Origin of the sequence: Aquimarina discodermiae, from assembly GCF_040786235.1 — a bacterium.
Taxonomy (GTDB): Bacteria; Bacteroidota; Bacteroidia; order Flavobacteriales; family Flavobacteriaceae; genus Aquimarina.
This window is the reverse complement of sequence record NZ_JBFMKP010000003.1, coordinates 104,078-123,467: the sequence shown is the minus strand read 5'-3', so window position 1 is coordinate 123,467 and position 19,390 is coordinate 104,078. Positions and strand designations below refer to the sequence as shown.

Sequence of the window (19,390 nt, the reverse complement as noted above, 5' to 3'; positions counted from 1 at the left end):
AAACGGATGAGTCCCGTTTTGTGGTTTTTACTTTATGATGTGTGGTAGTAAAAATTAAAACTCTTTGCCTACCAAAAAAATAGTCGTATGTCTATTTATACTTCTGAAGTTCGTCATGGATATTTATTGGTTCAAAATTATGGCTTTGTCCATTTTTCTTACCATTAGAAGCTTCATATAAGTCTTTGAAAAAGCGCATAGCACCTACAGAGTAATTTATTTTATCAATCCACTTATTAAAATCTCTTTCTTTACTTTCTGAAGTGGTATATTCAAACACTTTTGCTTTTAGTTTCTCTAAACCCTGATCTGTAAAAACAGGTCGTGACGGAAATATCTCAAACTCTCCTTCTGTAATCTGCAGTTTTGATTCTATCCATTTTACATCTGCCTGATATTCGTCTACAATTTTATTTTCTAAAGAGAGGTATATTTCTCTATCAAAAACAATTCTCAAGGTACTTCGATTACTAATCATATCAGAAACTTTAAACGTAAGCGTATTTATTCCCATATGATATTGTCCATCTTTGTTACTCTCTTCCAAAACAACTGTAAATGGAATCCCATTAAGGCTTTTAACCATAAATTCCTGATCATTTACAGGCTCTAGAGCTATCTGTTCATTTTGTGCTTTTAGTTGCGTGCAAAAGCATAAAATTACCAAAGTAAGTAATAGCTTTTTTACATTTAAAATATTTATTCTGTACATAATAATTAAGTTATTTTAAGGCATTCAAAGTTATGATTTCATATACTGTTTTCAAAGTTCTACACGAATTGATTTTTTAGAGTTTAAAAGAAATCCACCTATTTAAACTCTAACACGCTCAAAATTCTATATTAGAAAATAAAGTTAACAGTATTTTATATATAAATATATTCATCAAGGTCATTTTTATAACCTTTTGTTTATAGTATATATCATAGCATATTCTATGCCGAAAATTAAATTATTGCTATAATCTTACTAAACTATTCGTTCTTAATCAATAGTGTCCAAAACGTTTTATTCTCTATAGATATCTAATAATTTTACTATTCTAAGATCATTTTTTTTGAGTTGATTCAAAAAAGAACCCATCCAATAATTCCCAAAACGTATATCCCGATAACAATTGTATTATTCATTTAGCAGCTTAGATAATTTTAACAAATACTCATTGTTAAAATTACTAATTTTTAAATTTTATTTCTACTAAAAATAGTACACTTTTTGTATTCTGTAACTCTATAATTTTTGAGTTCTTTATCTGTCTTACAGGTATCTAAATAACAGAATACTGTATATAAGAATATAATCGTATTATTTGTCTACTAATCAATATATTAGTTTATTCCTTTCATGGTCAACAAAGTAGTTGCCCAAACTATCAGAGAAGATAAGAATATACCCAAGCTATTCGCAATAAATGCTTTTCTTTTCTTTACTTTAAACAAATATGTGGCAATACTACCAGCGTAGACTCCTGTTCCTGGTAGCGGAATCATAACAAAAAAGAGTAATCCCCAGAAACCATATTTTTCAATTTTATCTCCAGATCCCATTTTTGCTTTTCTAGCAACGTAAATCGCAGCTTTTTTATAGAATTTCCAACGTAATAAATACGTATTCATTTTTTCCAGAAAAAACATCATTAACGGAAATACTAATACATTGGCCAAAAAACAGGTTACAAATACCAAATAAATATTTACCCCATTTAATAACCCATATGGAATACCAACTTTAGCTTCTCCAAACGGAGAAATACTCCATAAAATCGAAATGATAATATCCCTAATCACAATTTTTTTTCCTTTTCAAAGAGTTTGCAAAGATAGGGTTATATATCGTTCCTTATAAAATTAAAAATCATAAAATTTAAAAATTAATTTATGAATTATAAAAAACGTATCATAGCATTCCTAAGCAAATTGTAACTTTAAAAGGTATAAATGAAAAAACAATTCTAATATAAGTAATAGAGATATATAAGACCAGTTATGTCTCCCCCTTGCTAATCCCCATCACTATCATTAAATGTTATAGTGGTTCCCAAAATACTGGCCATATCCACTTTTAATAATACCAATAAATCTCTAAACGAATTTTTAAGTGCCATTACCTCTTCTTCTTTGGTAACGATATCATCTCTTAATTTTCCTGAAATAGCATCTAACTTATCCTGACAAACCGAAAATTGCATTACAATTTTATCAGCAACATTTTTATGATCTCTAAATATTAATAAATCATCAAATCCAACTTGGGTACCAGCCTGCCCAAAATCTCCCGTAAAACAATTTTGTAAAGTTTTTAAGTGTTGTTGTATTATTTCTTTAGAGAATGCCCCATAATATGCTTCTAATTGTTTTGGATCTACGGTACCACCGTTTGTATCGCCTAACGGTGCTCCTAATTTTGATTTCATTATTTCTTCAATTAAAGCGACCATTGCATTAACCAGTTGGTTTTGGCTCCCTGAAATTCCGTTTTCTAATGCATTTATAAAATTTTCTTCATTGGTTTCCCATAGATTTTTTAAGGTTAGCGATTTTGTGTATAAATTCTCGCTTAAAGCCAATAAATACTTCTTTCTACCAGCAGCATTTTCATCGGTAGTGAACTTTGTAAGAACCTCAGTATTGCTATCTAATGAAAAAATTAGATATTCTATTGCCGATATTCCTTTTGAAGATGATCCAATAGATGCAATAAACTCTTCGATAAGGTCTTCAGTTCCTCGTATATTCTGTTCTATACGTATTATATCTGTTGGCCAACGATTAATCTCGAAACTAATAAAACTATTGGCTATAGCTCCTAAATCATATAATTCTAGTTGTTTCCAAATTTCTTGAAATTCTCTCCACTCTTTTTGAACAAGTTCTAAATTACCCTCTGTTGTTTCTGTAGAAAATAGGTTAACCGATGCTGAAAGTAATTGAGCCTGATTTGTAAGTTGGTTATTTAGCGGTAAGATTCCATTAACATATACGTTTGTTAGGTGTTCTTTTGAATCAAATTCGGCTTCAATTGTTGTAGTATCTGAATCCTTATCACAACTCATTGATAACGATATCATAAAAACCCCTGATAATATCAAAATTGTGTATAATTTATGTCTTTTATAATTCATTTATAATGTTTTAATAAAGTCAATTAACTTTGTTCTATCAGAAGCATCCAAATTCATAAAATCATTTTTTGATGCTAATGCTTCTCCTCCATGCCATAAAATTGCTTCTTCTATATTACGAGCACGACCATCATGCAATAAGTTAGTATGATCGTTTACAGTTTCTATAAGCCCTATACCCCATAAAGGGGGTGTACGCCATTCGTTACCGGTAGCCATAAAGTCTGGAGTATTATCTGCCAGTTCATCTCCCATATCATGTAGTAACAAATCAGTAAATGGGCGAATTGTTTGATTAGCCAGTGCTTCTATAGGATATACTCCTGTATTCATAACTGGTATATGACAAGCTGTACAATTAACCCTTTCGAATAATTGCTTTCCTTCTAAAATATTTTGTTGGTCATGATCTCTTCTTGCCGGAACAGCCAGAGTACCTGAATATAATGCTACCTTATCTAGATTTTCATCTGTAATTTCAGGAGTACCTCCATTAGCAATAGTGCTGCAATCTACTCCCGAAGGGCAATTTTCTTCTGGAAATAACGATGATGTAATTCCCAAATCTCCAGAAAAGGCTCCTGCTACCTGTTGTTTTAGATTAGGTTGATTACTTTTCCAACCAAATCGTCCTAGTTTTATCGATTTTGATGAAATATCATAGACGTAATTGGGTCTACCAGAAATACCATCATTATTTGTATCATTTTCGTCTGCAAAACTTAAAAGTGTACTTTCTGGAATTGCATCTAACAATCCCAAACCTATCATTTGGTTTGCTACTCTTGGTGAGATTTGCACATTGGCCGCCAAAGCTCCATAATTTAAATTCACAAAATTATAGTTGGGTTTCTGTAATATAACACTGGTTCCATCTGGATACGTAACCGTTTTGGGCTCATAAGTAATTCTAATATCTCCTTCTACCAAGATACCAGATATCACATCGTCCTGAAATTGCCCTCCATAATTAGGTTCGGGTAAATTCTTACCAAATGCATCTTTACCTGGAATGCTTAATCGGAACAACAAACCAGAAGATTTTTCTCCATCAAATCGTGGTGGTCTACCTCTTCCATCTTTAAAATGGCATCCAGAACATGAGCGGGCATTAAATAATGGTCCTAATCCATCTCTGGCAGTTGTTGATGCGGGTGCGGTTACCCAACTTTGATTAAATAAGGAATTTCCTGTTCCAAAAATAAGTTCCTCCTCTGCTGAAAGGTTTCGTGCAAAAAAACCAAAGGCATTTGGAGAACGATTAAACACCGTGGTATCACCTCCCGAAAACTCTTCTCCTTCTTCAGGAACTAAAACATAAGCTCCTGAATCATCATTCCCACAACTAATAAAAACGATAAAAAAAAGAGCTTTTACAATTTTCACATTTAATCTATTCATTTTAAACAAGTAAACTAGACAAAGTAAATTCTTTGCCTAGTTGTATTAATCTATGTATGATATATTTTGACTATCTATTTATAACTTTTGTATCGTTATACTTACTTTTAACCATATTTAATTGATATTCACAATAAGTTATCTTCTGCAACATTTCTACCATCATTATTGCTATTCGTTACATTAACAATTATTAAAATAAAATAATCTCCCGTGGCCAATTTATTATTATTATTATTAAAGCCATAAGAACAGTTAGAATTTCTGAGAAACTCTGGTGTAATGATACACCCTATTGCTGTTTATTACAGTTTTTTATCGCCGCCCCCTAACAAATTTATAGGTTTCTGTACCGTTCTTTACAATATAAGGACCATACCCTGGGATAGGCATATTATTTAGAAAAATATTTTCTTCTTCTTTGCTGTTCACAGTTTTTTTAATCAGGAAAATCCCGCTTAGATTGAACACCTGTACCTCATAGGGCCCATTTATATGTGAATTACTACTAGGAGAATCCTCTTCATAATATATACCTATTCTAAGAATATTATCTGCTTCACCACTTGTCCCTTCATTATTTGTATTCGTGGCATCAACAACTATTAAAATAAAGTAGTTCCCGGTGCCTAACCCATTATTATTGTTAAAACTCCACCCATTAATATCTGTTTTAAAACCAAAAGAACTGTTTGGATTACGACTAGGAATAGAAACTTCTTTAACAAGTTTATCCTTATTATCGCCTTGTAATGTAAGCTCATTGTCCTTTGAAAAATAAATCTTTACCTTAGAAGAATTAGAAGTAGTTTTTCCTACATTTCTAATTTCTAATTTATTAAAACTAATATTACCAGTACCTCCTCGAACTATATGCTTTTCGTTATTACTAAAAAACTCATCTAAAACTGGAGTACAGTTAGTACATTGGGAATATGCTGCAGAAAAATCTAAATCTACTACAAGGTTTGTATTCTTAGATTCTGGACAACCATTATTTGAAACAGGTCCCGATTCATAAATACAGTGATCTTGATGATTTGATATACCATCTTCATCATAGTCATTTTCACATTGATAAAGAGTTTTAGAACATACAAGAACTCTAGTATTATTAGATTTCTTTATCAGATAATGCTCAATTTTCATTCTCTTTATAGTAGGACTACTATAATTAGCTGTCCAACTATACTGCCAACTCCCATCAGAAGCAACTCGCTTTATTTTAAATGTTTTTTGCTTCAATGCAATCCCTGAATCATCAACGTCAATTACTCTAACAAACATGCTACTATAACTACTAGCATTATTTACTTTTATTTTAGACTTTATTTTTGATGTACAAGGCTGTCCATTGGTATAAGAAATTCTTTCATAATTAATATTTACATTAGAATCAATGCATTGAGCATTAGCATTCATTAAAAATATTAAAAAAACGAAATTGATAAAAAAGGTTTTCATAAATAAGTAGGTTTTAAGAGTAATATTTTATTAGTCATTCAGAGTAATTCCTAAACTAGTAGCTCCGTTAGTTAACTCATCACCTAGTTTCTGAAGTGCTAATACAGCTTCTCTCACTTTTTTACCCTCTGTAGAATTTGGTCCTCCAGATATAGCGAAATCAAATGGTATAGCTATAGCATCAATTAATGATTCTGTGGCTTTTAATTGTGCTGTAATTTTTGCACCAACTGCTGGATCTTTTTGTGCAATTAAATCCTCTAAAGAACTCCCAGAAATAGAACCATAACTACCTCTATATACGTTTGCTATTCCATCAAAGTTTAATATTATATCCCTATGCGTATTGTCGCTAAAACAAGAATGTTCATCTTCTTGATCTGCTAAGTCTAACGCTGTATTCATTCTTTCAACAGCTAACTCTGAAGCAGATAATTCTGCAATAGCTCCTAGCATATTTTTTAAAGCAACATCCTCATCAAGTGCTAAAAATGTTTTACGATAGGGCCCATCTGTTTTCCATTCGTCTATCATCAGTTGTAGATGATCAAGTAATAATTCTGCGCACGCTACCAAATAATCTCTTCTTCTATCTTGATTTGAAGCAGTACCACCGTCTACAAAATCGGTATATGGTCTTTTTCCAGCTTCTTTGGCAGACGGATCTGTATTATCCTGTCCCCAAAGTAAAAATTCGATCGCATGATACCCAATACTAACATTTTTTTCTCCGGTTCCCTCTGTCGGTCCATTTAGTCCTATCAAGGTAGCCTTATCAATTGTTGGATAGGTAGTATCATCATTGATGATACCCGAATTAGCATCACCTTCTACATAATCTACATAGTTTTCATCCAAAGGCCATGCATTTAATAACCCTTCTGGGCCATCACTATCATCAATAGGACCATCTGCAAATCTAAAGGCTTCCGTTTGTCCATACGGTTCTCTTGCGGCTTTCCAAGCTTTTTTTGAGGCTTCAAAGTTTTCCTCTGTTGGGGTAGCTACAAACGTATTGATTGCTTCTTGCATTGTTTTTGCGCTATCATACGAATCCTGATAATTCTTTAAAACCAGATTTGCATAATTCTCTATCACTTCTGATTCTTCTATCAATATTTGATCTGTAGGATCTTCTGTGTTATTATCATCATTATTACATGATACTATCCCTAGCAGTACCATTGTAGAAAATAAATATTTGACGAATGTGTTTTCCATTTTATTATTTCTTATTTAGACTGTTTAAAAATAAAGCGCAAATGTATTCTTAAAGAAACACAAAAACAATATTATTTAGATTAAATTAAAATAATAAAAAACAAAAATCACAAGTGACTTATTATCAATAAATTATACTACATTCCGAAACAAAAAATTATTGGATTAAACAAAAAACATCTTTAGACATAGGATATCAAACAAAATTACCTCCTATCTAAAGATGTTTTTTTATGTTTTAAAGGAAAGTTACTAGCCTACTCTTCTATAGTCTTAATATCTTTCTTTTTGGTATAATGCACCTTACTTCTCCAATAAGAAAATATGCCAAGAATAACTATAAAAGCAATAGAATAAAATATAGCATTGGGAGTTACTACTTTATCTCCGCTAGCATAAGAATGTAATCCTTTCAGGTAAAAGTTTACTCCAAAATAAGTCATCAAAACACTATATATAGCAATAATAGATGCTAGATTAAATAACCATCTTCCTCTTAACCCAGGAACCAATCGCATATGAATTACAAACGCATAGACCATGATACTAATTAAAGCCCAGGTTTCTTTAGGGTCCCAGCCCCAATATCTTCCCCAACTTTCATTTGCCCACATACCGCCTAAAAAATTTCCGATAGTTAACATTACTAGACCAATGGTTAGTGACATCTCGTTAATAATTGTAATTTCTTTTATATTAAGTTCCATCCTCTTTTTATTAGATTTTGTGGTTAAAATCATTAGCAAGAGTGCTAGAATACCTAAGATAGCACCAACAAAGAATGGCCCATAACTACCCACAATTATAGAAACATGAATAAGTACCCAATATGAATCTAAAACAGGTTGTAAATTCGCAATGGCTGGATCTGTCCAATTTTGATGTGCAAAAAACAAAATAATAGCTGCTACAAAGGTAGTTGCAGCAATGGTAAGATTACTTCTTTTTCCAAAAGCCAATCCAATTGCCAATGTTGTCCATGCCACATATATCATAGATTCATAGGCGTCACTCCATGGGGCGTGACCAGAAACATACCAACGTATTATTAATCCTGCTGTATGTAGAATAAAAAGAAAAATAATGATTCCTATTGTACTGTTTATTAACCCTCTAATAACTCTAGAATCTTTAAATATTCTAGCGATTACAAAAAACATCATTAATAAACCAATCAGGCCATAATATCTATACAACGTTCTAAATATGTCATATTTATTAAGTGCTATTTCTGCTTTTATCTTTTTATCAGAAGGCACCACAGCGCTACCATATTTTTTCTGAAAACTTTTAATGCTTTCTACATATTTATTTGGCTTACTGTAATCACCAGATTTTCTTGCCTCTTGCAAAGATTGCCTATATATAGAAATGATTTGTCTGGTGTAAACAGAATCCATACCTTTAAATGTAAACTCATTTAGCTCTGGTACAGAAACCCACTTATTTCCTTCGTCTCCCGGAACTGGAAAAACTTTTAAAATCCCACCGCTCAAAGCTTGATTAAGCAAGTAAAACTTTTCGTGTGTTTTAAGGAAATCCTTCTCAAAACTACTAGGAGTATTTGTACTACTAGCTCGCTCTAGGTAAGGTGCCAATTTGTAAGAACCATCGGGCTCTACCAAATCAATTAATGATACTCTTCGTTCAGTTTTGGGAACTCCTAATATTTTTCTTATACTATCATTTTCTCGTTGTATTTCTATAATAGGAACACTATACCATATAAAAGGGTTTTCGACCATTGATACAAATACTTGATCTGCATTTAATCCTTTATATTTATCTTTCTTACTAAGCTTACGCAGTAATTCTGAAGAAAATGTGTTTACCGGTTTCATTCGACCACGCTCATCCTGAATAACAATGCTTCCAAAATTAGCTGCATGTTCTTTGGGCACAACATTGGCCATTATGACAGAGTCTAATTGTGCTTCTGCTGGCAACGTTGGTAAATGATCTGTATGTCCTGATTGTTGTTGCGCAATGGATATATTAGAAATTAAGAGTAACAAAAGTATTGTTAATGCTTTCTTTTTTTTCTTAACCTTATCAAGCAAATTCTCTAAATCCTTAAAGCGTGATCCTTTTAAAAATAGAATTAGCATTAATCCTAAGTATAGTAACATATATCCTGCATAGGTAATCCAGGTTCCCCATCGATCATGATTTACCGACAATACTGTTCCTTTTTCATCTGGATCAAAAGATGCTTGAAAAAAACGATAACCTTTATGATCCAATACATGATTCATATATATATCATAAGGCCTTGATGTATTATTTTCTACAATATCTACTTTACTTTTAAATGATTTGTATACGTTTTTCGTCCCAGGATATTTTTCAGCAATAAAATCGTTTAACTTAAGTTCGAATGGAAGTTCTAATTCTTTAGATCCATATCTAAAATGCATATCTAATCCTCCCAGGGAAATTTTGGTCATTTCATTAGTAAAGCCCTTACCTCCTAGTAATTTGACCGTTTTAGTTTCGCCCTTAGTAGTAACGTCTATAAACAAAGCATCCTGTTGACCTTTGTCCTTGACCTCTATTGGTACTACGTCATAGATCCCTGTAGTTACGGGATCCGGAATAACAAACTGCATACCTGCAGTTTGATACAAAGACCTTAACATTAGTGGCTGTAAACTATCTTTAAAAACCAACCCTTGTTTTTGATCGGCCATACGCATATAAGATCCTTCGAAAGGAGATTCTATAAAATACTCATCATTTTTATAGGTAATATTAATCGCACCTTTGGTTGGATTGTTAAAAGCAATTAATATATTATGTAAATTAGAAACTTCTCCTTCTTTAAGAAAATGATCATGGCGATCCCCACCTCCTGCTTCTACAATTTTAAGATAGTTCTCTCCACTTTCATTCTCTACCAATCCCATCTCTGCTCCTTGTATAAAGCTTTTATATTGAATAGTTACCGGTTGTTGATTATAATCTGTGTTGATTGTAAAATCATTACCGGTAGCTTCTGCTAACTCCACATCTTTTGTTACAACTCTGCGTCGTGGTTCTCCGTCAATTTCTCCATCCATAAAAACAGATACATATGTTTTTTCAGAAAGAAACCTAGCGGTTGTTTCTCCTTCACGAATAGGCATTACTCCTTCATAACTTATATAGCGTGTTACAAAAGCACCTACAATGATCAGTATAAATGATAAATGTAATAGCAACGTAGGCCATTTATCTTTTTTATAGAGTCTGAATCTAACGATGTTTCCACAAAAATTTATTGCAAAAAATACCATGATCGCTTCGAACCACCAGGTATTATAAATCCATATTCTAGCAGCAGTTGTACCATGTGCATCTTCTAGAAATGTTCCTATCCCCATAGAAACTGCAAAGACCAGAAACAAAATTGCCATTAAACGTGTAGAGAATAAAACATTCGCGAGTTTGTCTTGCATAATCACCTTTCTTTTTTAGCCTGCAAATTTACTGTTTTTAATGGGATATTATTGCATTTAGTTCCAGGATTTAGCGGTTTTAACAGAAGTATCAGACTTGTTCATTTTTTTTAGGAGAACTTCCTTATTTTTGCCGAATGATTAGAATTGTTATTCTTGGCGCAGGTAATGTGGCCAAACATTTGTATGACGCTTTTTTAAAGCAAAAATCCGTAATGATTGTACAATGCTACAATCGTAAAGGGGTTTTATTACACCCTAATCAAGACCCAAGCTCTATCACAAAAGATATCAACACTTTACAAGAAGCTGATATTTATATTATAGCTATCAGTGATGATGCCATTCGAGAAGTTTCTTCTCAAATTCCTGTAACAAATAAATTAGTAGTTCATACTTCTGGAAGTGTCTCTATAGATGCCATACATCAAAAAAATAGAGCAGGTGTTTTTTATCCTTTGCAAACATTTAGCAATGCCAAAACTGTAGACTTTGAAACCATTCCTTTTTGTCTAGAAGCAGTGCATAAAAAAGATATAATACTACTTAACAAAATAGCGTCTTATTTGACAAAAAAAGTATACGAAATATCATCAGAGCAAAGAAAAATGTTACATTTGGCCGCGGTATTTGTTAACAATTTTACAAATCATTTGTTTTCTATAGGCCATGACATTTGTAGAGAACATGACATTCCTTTTGAAATTTTGTACCCATTAATACTTGAAACTGCTCAAAAAATCACACATATCGAGCCCGATCATGCACAAACTGGTCCGGCGTTAAGAAATGATATTAAAACTATAAAGAGGCATTCTGATGCCATATCGAATACGTCTCAAAAAGAAATTTACCAAATCCTTACCAAAGCAATACAATCTAAATATGGAAAAAAGTTATAAAGAATATCTTAATCACATCACCACTTTTATTTTTGACGTTGATGGAGTACTTACTGATGGTACTGTAATCATTAACACAGATGGTCAACTGCTTAGAACCATGAATATCAAAGATGGGTACGCTCTTAAAACTGCTGTACAACAAGGATATAATGTATGTATAATATCTGGAGGAAAAAATGAAGGGGTTAGACAACGACTTAAAGGATTAGGAATCACCGACATTTATCTTGGAGCACATCATAAAATAGATCAACTGGATGAATACCTTGATATCTATTCTATCAAAAAAGAAAATGTACTGTATATGGGAGACGATATTCCTGATATCCCTGTTATGAAAATGATTGGTTTACCTACATGTCCACAAGATGCAGCTTCAGATGTTAAGGAAGTTTCTAAATATGTTTCCTTCAAAAAAGGAGGAAAAGGATGTGTAAGAGATGTTATCGAACAAGTGCTTAAGGTACAAGGAAAATGGATCGCTGATTATGATGCAAAAGCATAAACCACATTAAATTGATTATTGTTACTGTTATTTTATCTATTTAAATTTATGAAATTAGTATTCGCTACCAATAACCACAATAAAATAAGAGAAATTCAGGCTTTAGTACCTTCAACCATAGAACTTGTTAGTCTTGCTGATATTAAATGTGAAGAAGATATCCCTGAAACGTCTGATACTATCGAGGGCAACGCACTACAAAAAGCAACCTATGTAAAAAAGCACTATGGTTATGATTGTTTTGCTGATGATACAGGTTTAGAAGTCGAAATATTAAATGGTGCACCTGGGGTGTTTTCTGCAAGGTACGCAAGTGAAGCAAAAGATGCCAATGCTAATATGAATAAGCTTCTGAATGAATTGTCTGGCAAAAAAAATAGAACGGCACTATTTAAAACAGTAATTGCTCTTATCATAAATGGAGAAGTGAAAACCTTTACTGGTATCTGCGCTGGAAATATAACTACCGAAAAAAGAGGAGAACAGGGATTCGGATATGATCCCATTTTTTTACCTGAAGGGTATGATAAAACATTTGCCGAACTCGAATTATCAAAAAAAAATGAAATAGGTCATCGAGGTAAAGCAACAAAACAGTTAATTGACTTTTTGTTACAAAGTTGATTGTCTTTGAGTTTATATTTGGTTATAGCTACCTTTTAAATTATTGTTGGATCAATCCAATAATAATTTTATAAAGCAGTAGTTAGTAACTTGGTGATAAACCTAAGAGAAGCTATTAAAACAAGTTTATTTTGAGGCTTGGTAAATGCTAATTATTCCACTCCCGGAAAAGCAAGCATTTCCCCCATACCTACTGTAAATAACCAATTTCCATAAATAGCATGCTCAATAGAAACCAACATGGTCGACTTTGTCTTATGATACGTATATGCAAATAACAAACCACCTATAAAAGTAAGTAGCTGTACCAGTACACTTCTAAAAAAAAGATGTGCTAACGAAAAAAGTATTGCATTAATAAAAAACATCAACCATTTGTTTGTTATTAATTCTTTATAGCGATTATAAAAAAATGTTCTATAAATAATTTCTTGTGGCCAAACAGATAAAAATGTATAAACAAATAAAATAACAAACCACAACCCTGGTTTTTTTAACATTACAGCAAACAACTTATCGGGTGCCACCCAAAAAACATACAATCCTGTAATCAACATTATAATTGCAAGTTTTACAATAGTTTCTTTCCAAAATAATTTCCAATCCAATTTTTCTGGAAGCTTTAATTTTAAAAGTCCATTCTTACGTAAAATATACAGAATATAACCAAAGCCAATAAAAGCAGAAACAACCTTAAAAAGAAAGTGATAATCTAAAAGAAGACTTAAGGGTACTATAACAAAAAGTAATAATAATTCTATTCCTCGATATAATCTAAATTGCATTTTACTAGTTTTCTAGCAATTTCTGAATAAAAATTGAAATATATCTTTTTATAACAAAAAAAGCCTCAGGGGCGTGAGGCTTATTATGGGGTTAAGTCCTATAATTTTAGGATAAAAAAAGTAATCTAATATTTAGGGGTCAATTAAAAAATTTGACAATGTATTAATTGACAATGTTTAGTTATTCTTTTAAGTAATGTGTTGTATAATAGTACGTTATTACCGTAATAAACTTACGAAAAATCATCAAAAAAACATGGTTTATTAACAAAAAACACCCGAAATAACAAACATTGTACCATATATAGGTAAAATAGTATCAATTAGGTTTATTCAAAAAGTAGAAATACCGTTCAAAACGAACAAGAACAACATATAAATTAGCAGTAGTTTTCCTGTTAAAATAGTATCTATCTTTAACCAGGATTATGCATTAAAAAATCTATTACAGCTTCCAATTGGTTCAAAAACCGATGCTTTGCTGTATTTTTTAATATAACCATAGCGATGCTATGCTGAAATTAAGAAAATACCTGTTTTTATTGCACTTGAAACCTTCATAACGAAGTTCTAATGCATAATCCGGGTTTAATAAACAATATTACCGAAAAAGAAAGGTGTAAATAACAAAAAAAAGCCTCTTGGGGTTTGAGGCTTATAAGGGTTTGGGGCAAAAAAAACTAAATCAAATCAATCAATCGGGGAACTATTATATTTTTTAAAGTCTATACGTAATCATATAACTTTATGTTTTTTCTATACTTCAAAAGTAGATATTTCTTGAGTAAATGATAGAATTCTCCCCATACAACAATCAATGTTTATCGTCAAAATACATAAAAATTCGATTAAAAGCATAATTGTTTTTATTTAGTGATTGGTGATGTAGTTAAACTTAGTGTAGGCGTTGCATAACTTTTATTAATATCGTAACATTACATCTTTAAAATTTCGAATACACACCTATGCAAAGTCAAAATATCAAACCCACAGAATCTTCTGATGAAAATATTATTGAAAATAAAGAATTGAGCATTTGGGAAGCGTTATTACCTGTAATAGTCCTTGTTTTAATGTTAGCTTTTAATGTTTTTGTATTTGGGGATGAAGCATTGGGAGGAAGTAATCAATTTATTTTATTATTAGGAGGAGCTGTAGCGGCGATAGTTGGTTTTTTTAACAAAGTATCCTATAAACAAATGATTTCTGAAGTTTCAGAAAATATAAAGTCAACCTCTGGAGCTTTATTAATTCTTCTAATGGTTGGTGCATTGGCAGGAACTTGGCTTATTAGTGGTGTTATCCCTTCTATGATTTATTATGGCTTACAAATTCTTAACCCTACAATATTTTTGGCTGCTTGTGTTATTATTTGTGCCATCATATCTATAGCAACCGGAAGTTCCTGGACAACATCTGCTACTGTAGGTATTGCACTTATAGGAATTGGAGATGCTTTAGGAATTTCTTTAGGAATGACAGCTGGAGCAGTATTATCTGGAGCTTATTTTGGAGATAAAATGTCCCCATTATCTGATACTACTAACCTAGCCCCTGCTATGGCAGGTGGAGAATTATTCTCTCATATTAAATATATGGCTTATACAACTGTACCTACTATTCTAATTACTTTAATCGTATTTATTGTTTTAGGATTTTTTCAAGATGCCTCGGGAGTTGCTGATACAAAAAAATTATTAACAGACCTTGATGCCACTTTTAATATTAATGGTTGGTTATTTATTGTGCCTATTGTTGTTATTGGATTAATTATCAAAAAAGCACCACCACTTGTAGCACTATTGGCAGGAACCATTTTAGGAGGTATTTTTGCTCTTATATTTCAACCTCATATTGTAGCCCAAATTGCGGGAGTTAAAACATTAGATTTTGTTTCTGCTTATAAAGGTATATTAAATGCAATCACGGTAAAAACCTCTATAGAAACTGATAATACTACCTTACAAGAGTTATTCTCTGCTTCGGGCAAAGGAATGGAAGGTATGTTAGGCACTATTTGGCTTATTATTTGTGCGATGGTATTTGGAGGCATTATGGATGCTATTGGAGCTTTAACAAGAATAAGTAGCGCACTTTTATCAATGGCATCATCAGTTTTTGGACTCTTTGCCAGTACGGTATGTAGTTGTTTAGCATTAAATCTTACGGCATCTGATCAATACTTGGCAATAGTCGTTCCCGGAAAAATGTTTTCCAAAGCTTTTAAAGACAAAGGACTCGCTCCAGAAAACCTAAGTAGAACGCTTGAAGATTCTGGGACAGTGACCTCTGTTTTAATTCCTTGGAACACTTGCGGTGCCTACCAAAGTGGTGTACTAGGAGTACCAGTAATAGACTATTTCTTCTATGCAATTTTTAACTGGTTAAGTCCATTTATGACTTTACTTTTTGCTGCTTTTAGAATAAAGATCAAACAACTAAGAGAAGCATAATATTCAACTATTTATCTATGGCAATACTTAAATATTAAATTTGAGCCAATAGCACATTTTTCTTTTGTAAATAGCTATGAATATAGCTTCATTCCTAATATCTTTACATTGAATTAAAAAAGTTTCTGATGAATATTATAGATAGTTTAAAATGGCGGTATGCGACAAAGAAATTTGATAACGAGAGAATACTTCCGCAAGAAAAAATAGATATACTTATAGAAGCATTTAACCTAACGGCTACCTCATACGGTTTACAACCTCTAAAACTTGTTGTAATAAAAAACAAAGAGTTGCAAAATGAGTTAACCCAACATTCATGGAATCAAAAACAAGTTGCTGACGCTTCTCATCTACTTGTGTTTTGTATCGAAAAAAACATAGGAGAAGAATATATAAAAAAATACTTTGATCATGTAAAAGTGACTCGAAATACTCCAGAAGAAGTACTTAAACCTTTTAAAGAACAACTGGTATCTTCTTTTGAAAGCAAACCAGAAGAAGAGATATCCAACTGGGCAACAAAACAAGCATATCTTGCAATGGGTAATTTACTAACAGTATGTGCCTTAGAAAAAATCGATGCTTGTCCTATGGAAGGTTTTATTCCTGAAAAATACAATGAAGTGCTTCAACTTGATAAAAAAGGTCTTTCATCGGTATTGGTGTTACCTATAGGATATAGAGCTGAAGATGATATGTTTTCAGAATTTAAAAAAGTAAGGCGTCCTATTGGGGATACTATCATTACTATATAATTGTATATTAACTATTTTAGTTTAACACATCTATATCAGATATCGAAAAAACTAAAATAGCAACTATAAAATCAAAACTCTTTTCGGTATTTTTGCCGTAAAGAGTTTTTAATTTTAAGAAGATAACTATGCCAGGATTTGAGATATTTGGTGCCGAAGAGCAAAAAGAAGTTCAAGATGTTTTGGACAACGGAGTATTAATGAGGTATGGGTTTGATCCTATGCGAAATGGGCATCATAAAGCCTTAGAGCTTGAGAAAGATCTGGCTAAAAAAATGCAAGTCAACTATGCTCAGGTAGTTTCTAGCGGAACCGCAGCACTTACAGTTGCTCTTGCCTGTGCCGGAATCGGATCTGGAGACGAAGTTATTATGCCTACATTTACTTTTGTTGCAAGTTTTGAAGCCATACTATCTGTAGGAGCAGTTCCTGTTTTATGTGATATCGATGACACACTTACACTTAGTCCAGAAGCTGTAGAAAAAAGTATCACTCCTAAAACCAAGGCAATAATGCCTGTTCATATGTGTGGATCTATGGCAGATCTTAAAGCGCTTAAAAACATTTGTGATCAACATAACCTAATCCTGTTAGAAGATGCCTGCCAGGCTATAGGAGGGTTTTATGACGGAAAGCCTTTGGGTAGTTATGGGGATTTGGGTTGTTTTTCCTTTGATTATGTAAAAACTATTACCTGTGGAGAAGGAGGAGCTATTATTACCAATTCTGAAACGTATGCAGATCGAGCACATAAATATCAGGATCACGGACATGATCATATCGGTAATGACCGAGGAGCAGAAAGTCATCCTTTTCTAGGATATAATTACCGAATATCCGAATTAAATGCAGCTGTAGGTGTTGCCCAGTTAAGAAAACTAGATCACACCATCGATGTTCAGAAAAAGAATTATACTATCTTACGTGATGCACTATCATCAATACCAGAAGTTACTTTTAGAAGCGTTCCTGAAACAGGAGTAGAAAGCTATGCATTTCTAAGTATCTTTTTACCATCAGAGGAATTAGCAAGAAATACTCATAAAGCTTTTGGTGAACATGGGGTGGATGCTTGTTTTTATTGGTACGATAATAACTGGCATTATTATAAGAAATGGGAGCATCTTTTAGAACAGAAATCACTTGGTAAACTATCTCAAGAAGTACAATTAGGTCTTCGTCAGAATAAAACTTCATACCTAGCCAGTGATGCATGGATGAGTCGTACTGTATCTTGTTTAATCAAACTTAGCTGGACCGAAGAACAAGTAAAGGAAAGAGCTCTAAAAATGACGGAAGCTGTAAAAAGCGTTTTAGCAAATAGTAATCTACAAAAACATTTGTAAAACATACCTGTAGAGACAAGTCTCTTCAATGTATTAACCTTAGAAAAGGTCAATCGTAATAAGATATCAAAATAAAAATCCCGAGATATACTGAAAAGAAGTTCAGTATATCTCGGGATTTTAAGTTTACAGTTGTATTTTTTTTGAAACCTATTTAATTTAGGCTTCAATAAAATTTGATTAATAATTTACATATTCTACAATTTCTAAACCATACCCTATCATTCCAACACGTTTTTGTTGGACAGTATTATTAGACACTAATCTTAATTTATGGATATTGATATCATGTAAAATTTGAGCTCCGATACCAAAGTCTTTGGCATCCATCTTTATTTTTGGGGCTCTCACCACCTCATTTCCATTTTGAATCTCCTTAAGCTCACTTAATCTTCTTAGCACATTAAGTGATTGTCTTTCTTGGTTAACAAAAAGAATAGCGCCCTTACCTTCGGTATTAACTCGTTTAAACATTGCATCTAATCGTTTATCTGCATTATTGGTTAATGTACCAAGAATATCATTGTTAAACAAAGTAGAGTTAATTCTAGTAAGTACCGGTTCATCTTCGCTCCAGTTGCCCAAAGTCAATGCAATATGTACTTGATTATTGGTAGTTTGTTGATAAGCTCGAAGTCTATACTTACCAAAACGTGTGACAATATCAAAATCTTCTTTCTTTTCTATCAAAGAATCGTGCTGCATTCTATAGGCTACCAAATCTTCTATAGAAATTAGTTTCAGATCAAATTTACTCGCCACTTCTACTAATTGTGGCAACCTTGCCATAGTTCCATCTTCATTCAAAATCTCTACAAGTATCCCTGCAGGTTTCAAACCAGCCAATCTTGCCAAATCTACTGCAGCTTCTGTATGTCCTGTACGTCTTAATACTCCTCCATTTTTTGCTCGTAATGGAAAAATATGTCCGGGTCTTCCCAAATCATGTGGTTTGGTATCCTCATCTACCAAAGCTTTTATAGTCTTTGATCTATCATGAACAGAAATCCCTGTTGTACAACCATTACCAATTAAATCTACTGATACTGTAAATTGTGTTTCATGTAGTACAGTATTATTCTGAACCATCATTTCAAGACTCAATTCTTTACAGCGATCTTCTGTAAGAGGTGCACAAATCAACCCTCTACCATGCGTAGCCATAAAGTTAATCATCTCTGGTGTTACCTTATCTGCTGCTGCTATAAAATCGCCTTCATTCTCACGATCTTCATCATCTACCACAATAACTACCTTACCTTGTCGAATATCGTCAATGGCTTCCTGAATTGTATTCAATTTAACTTTATTTTTGATTTCGGTACTTTGTGACATAGTCTACTTATAATAATATTAACTCTGCAAAGAT

Annotated in this window: 15 protein-coding genes; 6 read left to right on the top strand and 9 right to left on the bottom strand. The window is 32.5% G+C overall.

Annotated elements, in window-relative coordinates; genetic code table 11:
* Positions 1–91: 91 nt before the first annotated feature.
* The 7 genes from ABW636_RS02600 to ABW636_RS02570 form a co-directional block, all read right to left on the bottom strand.
* Positions 92–712, bottom strand: a complete 621-nt coding sequence (locus tag ABW636_RS02600; protein ID WP_367588394.1) for a hypothetical protein — start codon at positions 710–712, stop codon at positions 92–94.
* A 617-nt stretch (positions 713–1,329) separates the two neighbouring features.
* Complete coding sequence (locus tag ABW636_RS02595) at positions 1,330–1,788, bottom strand: COG2426 family protein (RefSeq protein WP_367588393.1); 459 nt, start codon at positions 1,786–1,788, stop codon at positions 1,330–1,332.
* A 212-nt stretch (positions 1,789–2,000) separates the two neighbouring features.
* On the bottom strand, positions 2,001–3,122 hold the full coding sequence (locus tag ABW636_RS02590) for an imelysin family protein (RefSeq protein ID WP_367588392.1): 1,122 nt from the start codon (positions 3,120–3,122) through the stop codon (positions 2,001–2,003).
* Entirely contained in the window at positions 3,123–4,523 is a 1,401-nt protein-coding gene (locus tag ABW636_RS02585; RefSeq protein WP_367588391.1) for a di-heme oxidoreductase family protein, read from the bottom strand.
* 315 nt (positions 4,524–4,838) lie between these two features.
* Complete coding sequence (locus tag ABW636_RS02580) at positions 4,839–5,987, bottom strand: hypothetical protein (RefSeq protein WP_367588390.1); 1,149 nt, start codon at positions 5,985–5,987, stop codon at positions 4,839–4,841.
* 30 nt (positions 5,988–6,017) lie between these two features.
* A complete protein-coding gene (locus ABW636_RS02575; RefSeq protein WP_367588389.1) occupies positions 6,018–7,208 on the bottom strand; it encodes an imelysin family protein in 1,191 nt (396 codons plus the stop codon).
* 257 nt (positions 7,209–7,465) lie between these two features.
* Entirely contained in the window at positions 7,466–10,645 is a 3,180-nt protein-coding gene (locus ABW636_RS02570; protein WP_367588388.1) for a cytochrome c biogenesis protein CcsA, read from the bottom strand.
* Between the two features lie 137 nt (positions 10,646–10,782).
* On the opposite strand from ABW636_RS02570, the gene ABW636_RS02565 reads away from it, so the two are divergent.
* The 3 genes from ABW636_RS02565 to ABW636_RS02555 are packed head-to-tail and all read left to right on the top strand — an operon-like array spanning position 10,783 to position 12,679.
* Positions 10,783–11,547, top strand: a complete 765-nt coding sequence (locus tag ABW636_RS02565) for a Rossmann-like and DUF2520 domain-containing protein (protein WP_367588387.1) — start codon at positions 10,783–10,785, stop codon at positions 11,545–11,547.
* Positions 11,531–12,055, top strand: a complete 525-nt coding sequence (locus tag ABW636_RS02560) for a KdsC family phosphatase (protein ID WP_367588386.1) — start codon at positions 11,531–11,533, stop codon at positions 12,053–12,055. Before ABW636_RS02565 ends, ABW636_RS02560 begins: the two co-directional genes overlap by 17 nt.
* A gap of 48 nt (positions 12,056–12,103) precedes the next feature.
* Positions 12,104–12,679, top strand: coding sequence for a non-canonical purine NTP diphosphatase (locus tag ABW636_RS02555; protein ID WP_367588385.1), 576 nt, complete (start codon positions 12,104–12,106; stop codon positions 12,677–12,679).
* 152 nt (positions 12,680–12,831) lie between these two features.
* On the opposite strand, the gene ABW636_RS02550 is transcribed toward ABW636_RS02555, so the two are convergent.
* On the bottom strand, positions 12,832–13,464 hold the full coding sequence (locus tag ABW636_RS02550; protein ID WP_367588384.1) for a CPBP family intramembrane glutamic endopeptidase: 633 nt from the start codon (positions 13,462–13,464) through the stop codon (positions 12,832–12,834).
* A 965-nt stretch (positions 13,465–14,429) separates the two neighbouring features.
* Here ABW636_RS02550 and nhaC point away from each other — a divergent pair.
* From nhaC to ABW636_RS02535, 3 genes are all read left to right on the top strand, one after another.
* Positions 14,430–15,917, top strand: coding sequence for a Na+/H+ antiporter NhaC (gene nhaC, locus ABW636_RS02545; protein WP_367588383.1), 1,488 nt, complete (start codon positions 14,430–14,432; stop codon positions 15,915–15,917).
* Between the two features lie 128 nt (positions 15,918–16,045).
* A complete protein-coding gene (locus ABW636_RS02540; protein WP_367588382.1) occupies positions 16,046–16,675 on the top strand; it encodes an NAD(P)H-dependent oxidoreductase in 630 nt (209 codons plus the stop codon).
* Positions 16,676–16,803: 128 nt separating this feature from the next.
* Positions 16,804–18,021 carry a DegT/DnrJ/EryC1/StrS family aminotransferase gene (locus tag ABW636_RS02535; protein ID WP_367588381.1) on the top strand — a complete coding sequence of 406 codons (1,218 nt, stop codon included), beginning with the start codon at positions 16,804–16,806 and terminating at the stop codon, positions 18,019–18,021.
* A gap of 180 nt (positions 18,022–18,201) precedes the next feature.
* On the opposite strand, the gene ribB is transcribed toward ABW636_RS02535, so the two are convergent.
* Positions 18,202–19,356: a 3,4-dihydroxy-2-butanone-4-phosphate synthase gene (gene ribB, locus ABW636_RS02530; protein ID WP_367588380.1), complete on the bottom strand. Its 1,155-nt coding sequence runs from the start codon at positions 19,354–19,356 to the stop codon at positions 18,202–18,204.
* Positions 19,357–19,390: the final 34 nt, after the last annotated feature.

Bases quoted from the DNA above. Each gene is read 5' to 3' on its own strand.
- nhaC (WP_367588383.1), top strand. From the start codon at position 14,430: ATGCAAAGTCAAAATATCAAACCCACAGAATCTTCTGATGAAAATATT.
- ABW636_RS02585 (WP_367588391.1), bottom strand. From the start codon at position 4,523: ATGAATAGATTAAATGTGAAAATTGTAAAAGCTCTTTTTTTTATCGTT.
- ABW636_RS02540 (WP_367588382.1), top strand. From the start codon at position 16,046: ATGAATATTATAGATAGTTTAAAATGGCGGTATGCGACAAAGAAATTT.
- ABW636_RS02565 (WP_367588387.1), top strand. From the start codon at position 10,783: ATGATTAGAATTGTTATTCTTGGCGCAGGTAATGTGGCCAAACATTTG.
- ABW636_RS02535 (WP_367588381.1), top strand. From the start codon at position 16,804: ATGCCAGGATTTGAGATATTTGGTGCCGAAGAGCAAAAAGAAGTTCAA.
- ABW636_RS02575 (WP_367588389.1), bottom strand. From the start codon at position 7,208: ATGGAAAACACATTCGTCAAATATTTATTTTCTACAATGGTACTGCTA.
- ABW636_RS02570 (WP_367588388.1), bottom strand. From the start codon at position 10,645: ATGCAAGACAAACTCGCGAATGTTTTATTCTCTACACGTTTAATGGCA.
- ABW636_RS02560 (WP_367588386.1), top strand. From the start codon at position 11,531: ATGGAAAAAAGTTATAAAGAATATCTTAATCACATCACCACTTTTATT.
- ABW636_RS02550 (WP_367588384.1), bottom strand. From the start codon at position 13,464: ATGCAATTTAGATTATATCGAGGAATAGAATTATTATTACTTTTTGTT.
- ABW636_RS02555 (WP_367588385.1), top strand. From the start codon at position 12,104: ATGAAATTAGTATTCGCTACCAATAACCACAATAAAATAAGAGAAATT.
- ABW636_RS02590 (WP_367588392.1), bottom strand. From the start codon at position 3,122: ATGAATTATAAAAGACATAAATTATACACAATTTTGATATTATCAGGG.
- ribB (WP_367588380.1), bottom strand. From the start codon at position 19,356: ATGTCACAAAGTACCGAAATCAAAAATAAAGTTAAATTGAATACAATT.
- ABW636_RS02580 (WP_367588390.1), bottom strand. From the start codon at position 5,987: ATGAAAACCTTTTTTATCAATTTCGTTTTTTTAATATTTTTAATGAAT.
- ABW636_RS02600 (WP_367588394.1), bottom strand. From the start codon at position 712: ATGTACAGAATAAATATTTTAAATGTAAAAAAGCTATTACTTACTTTG.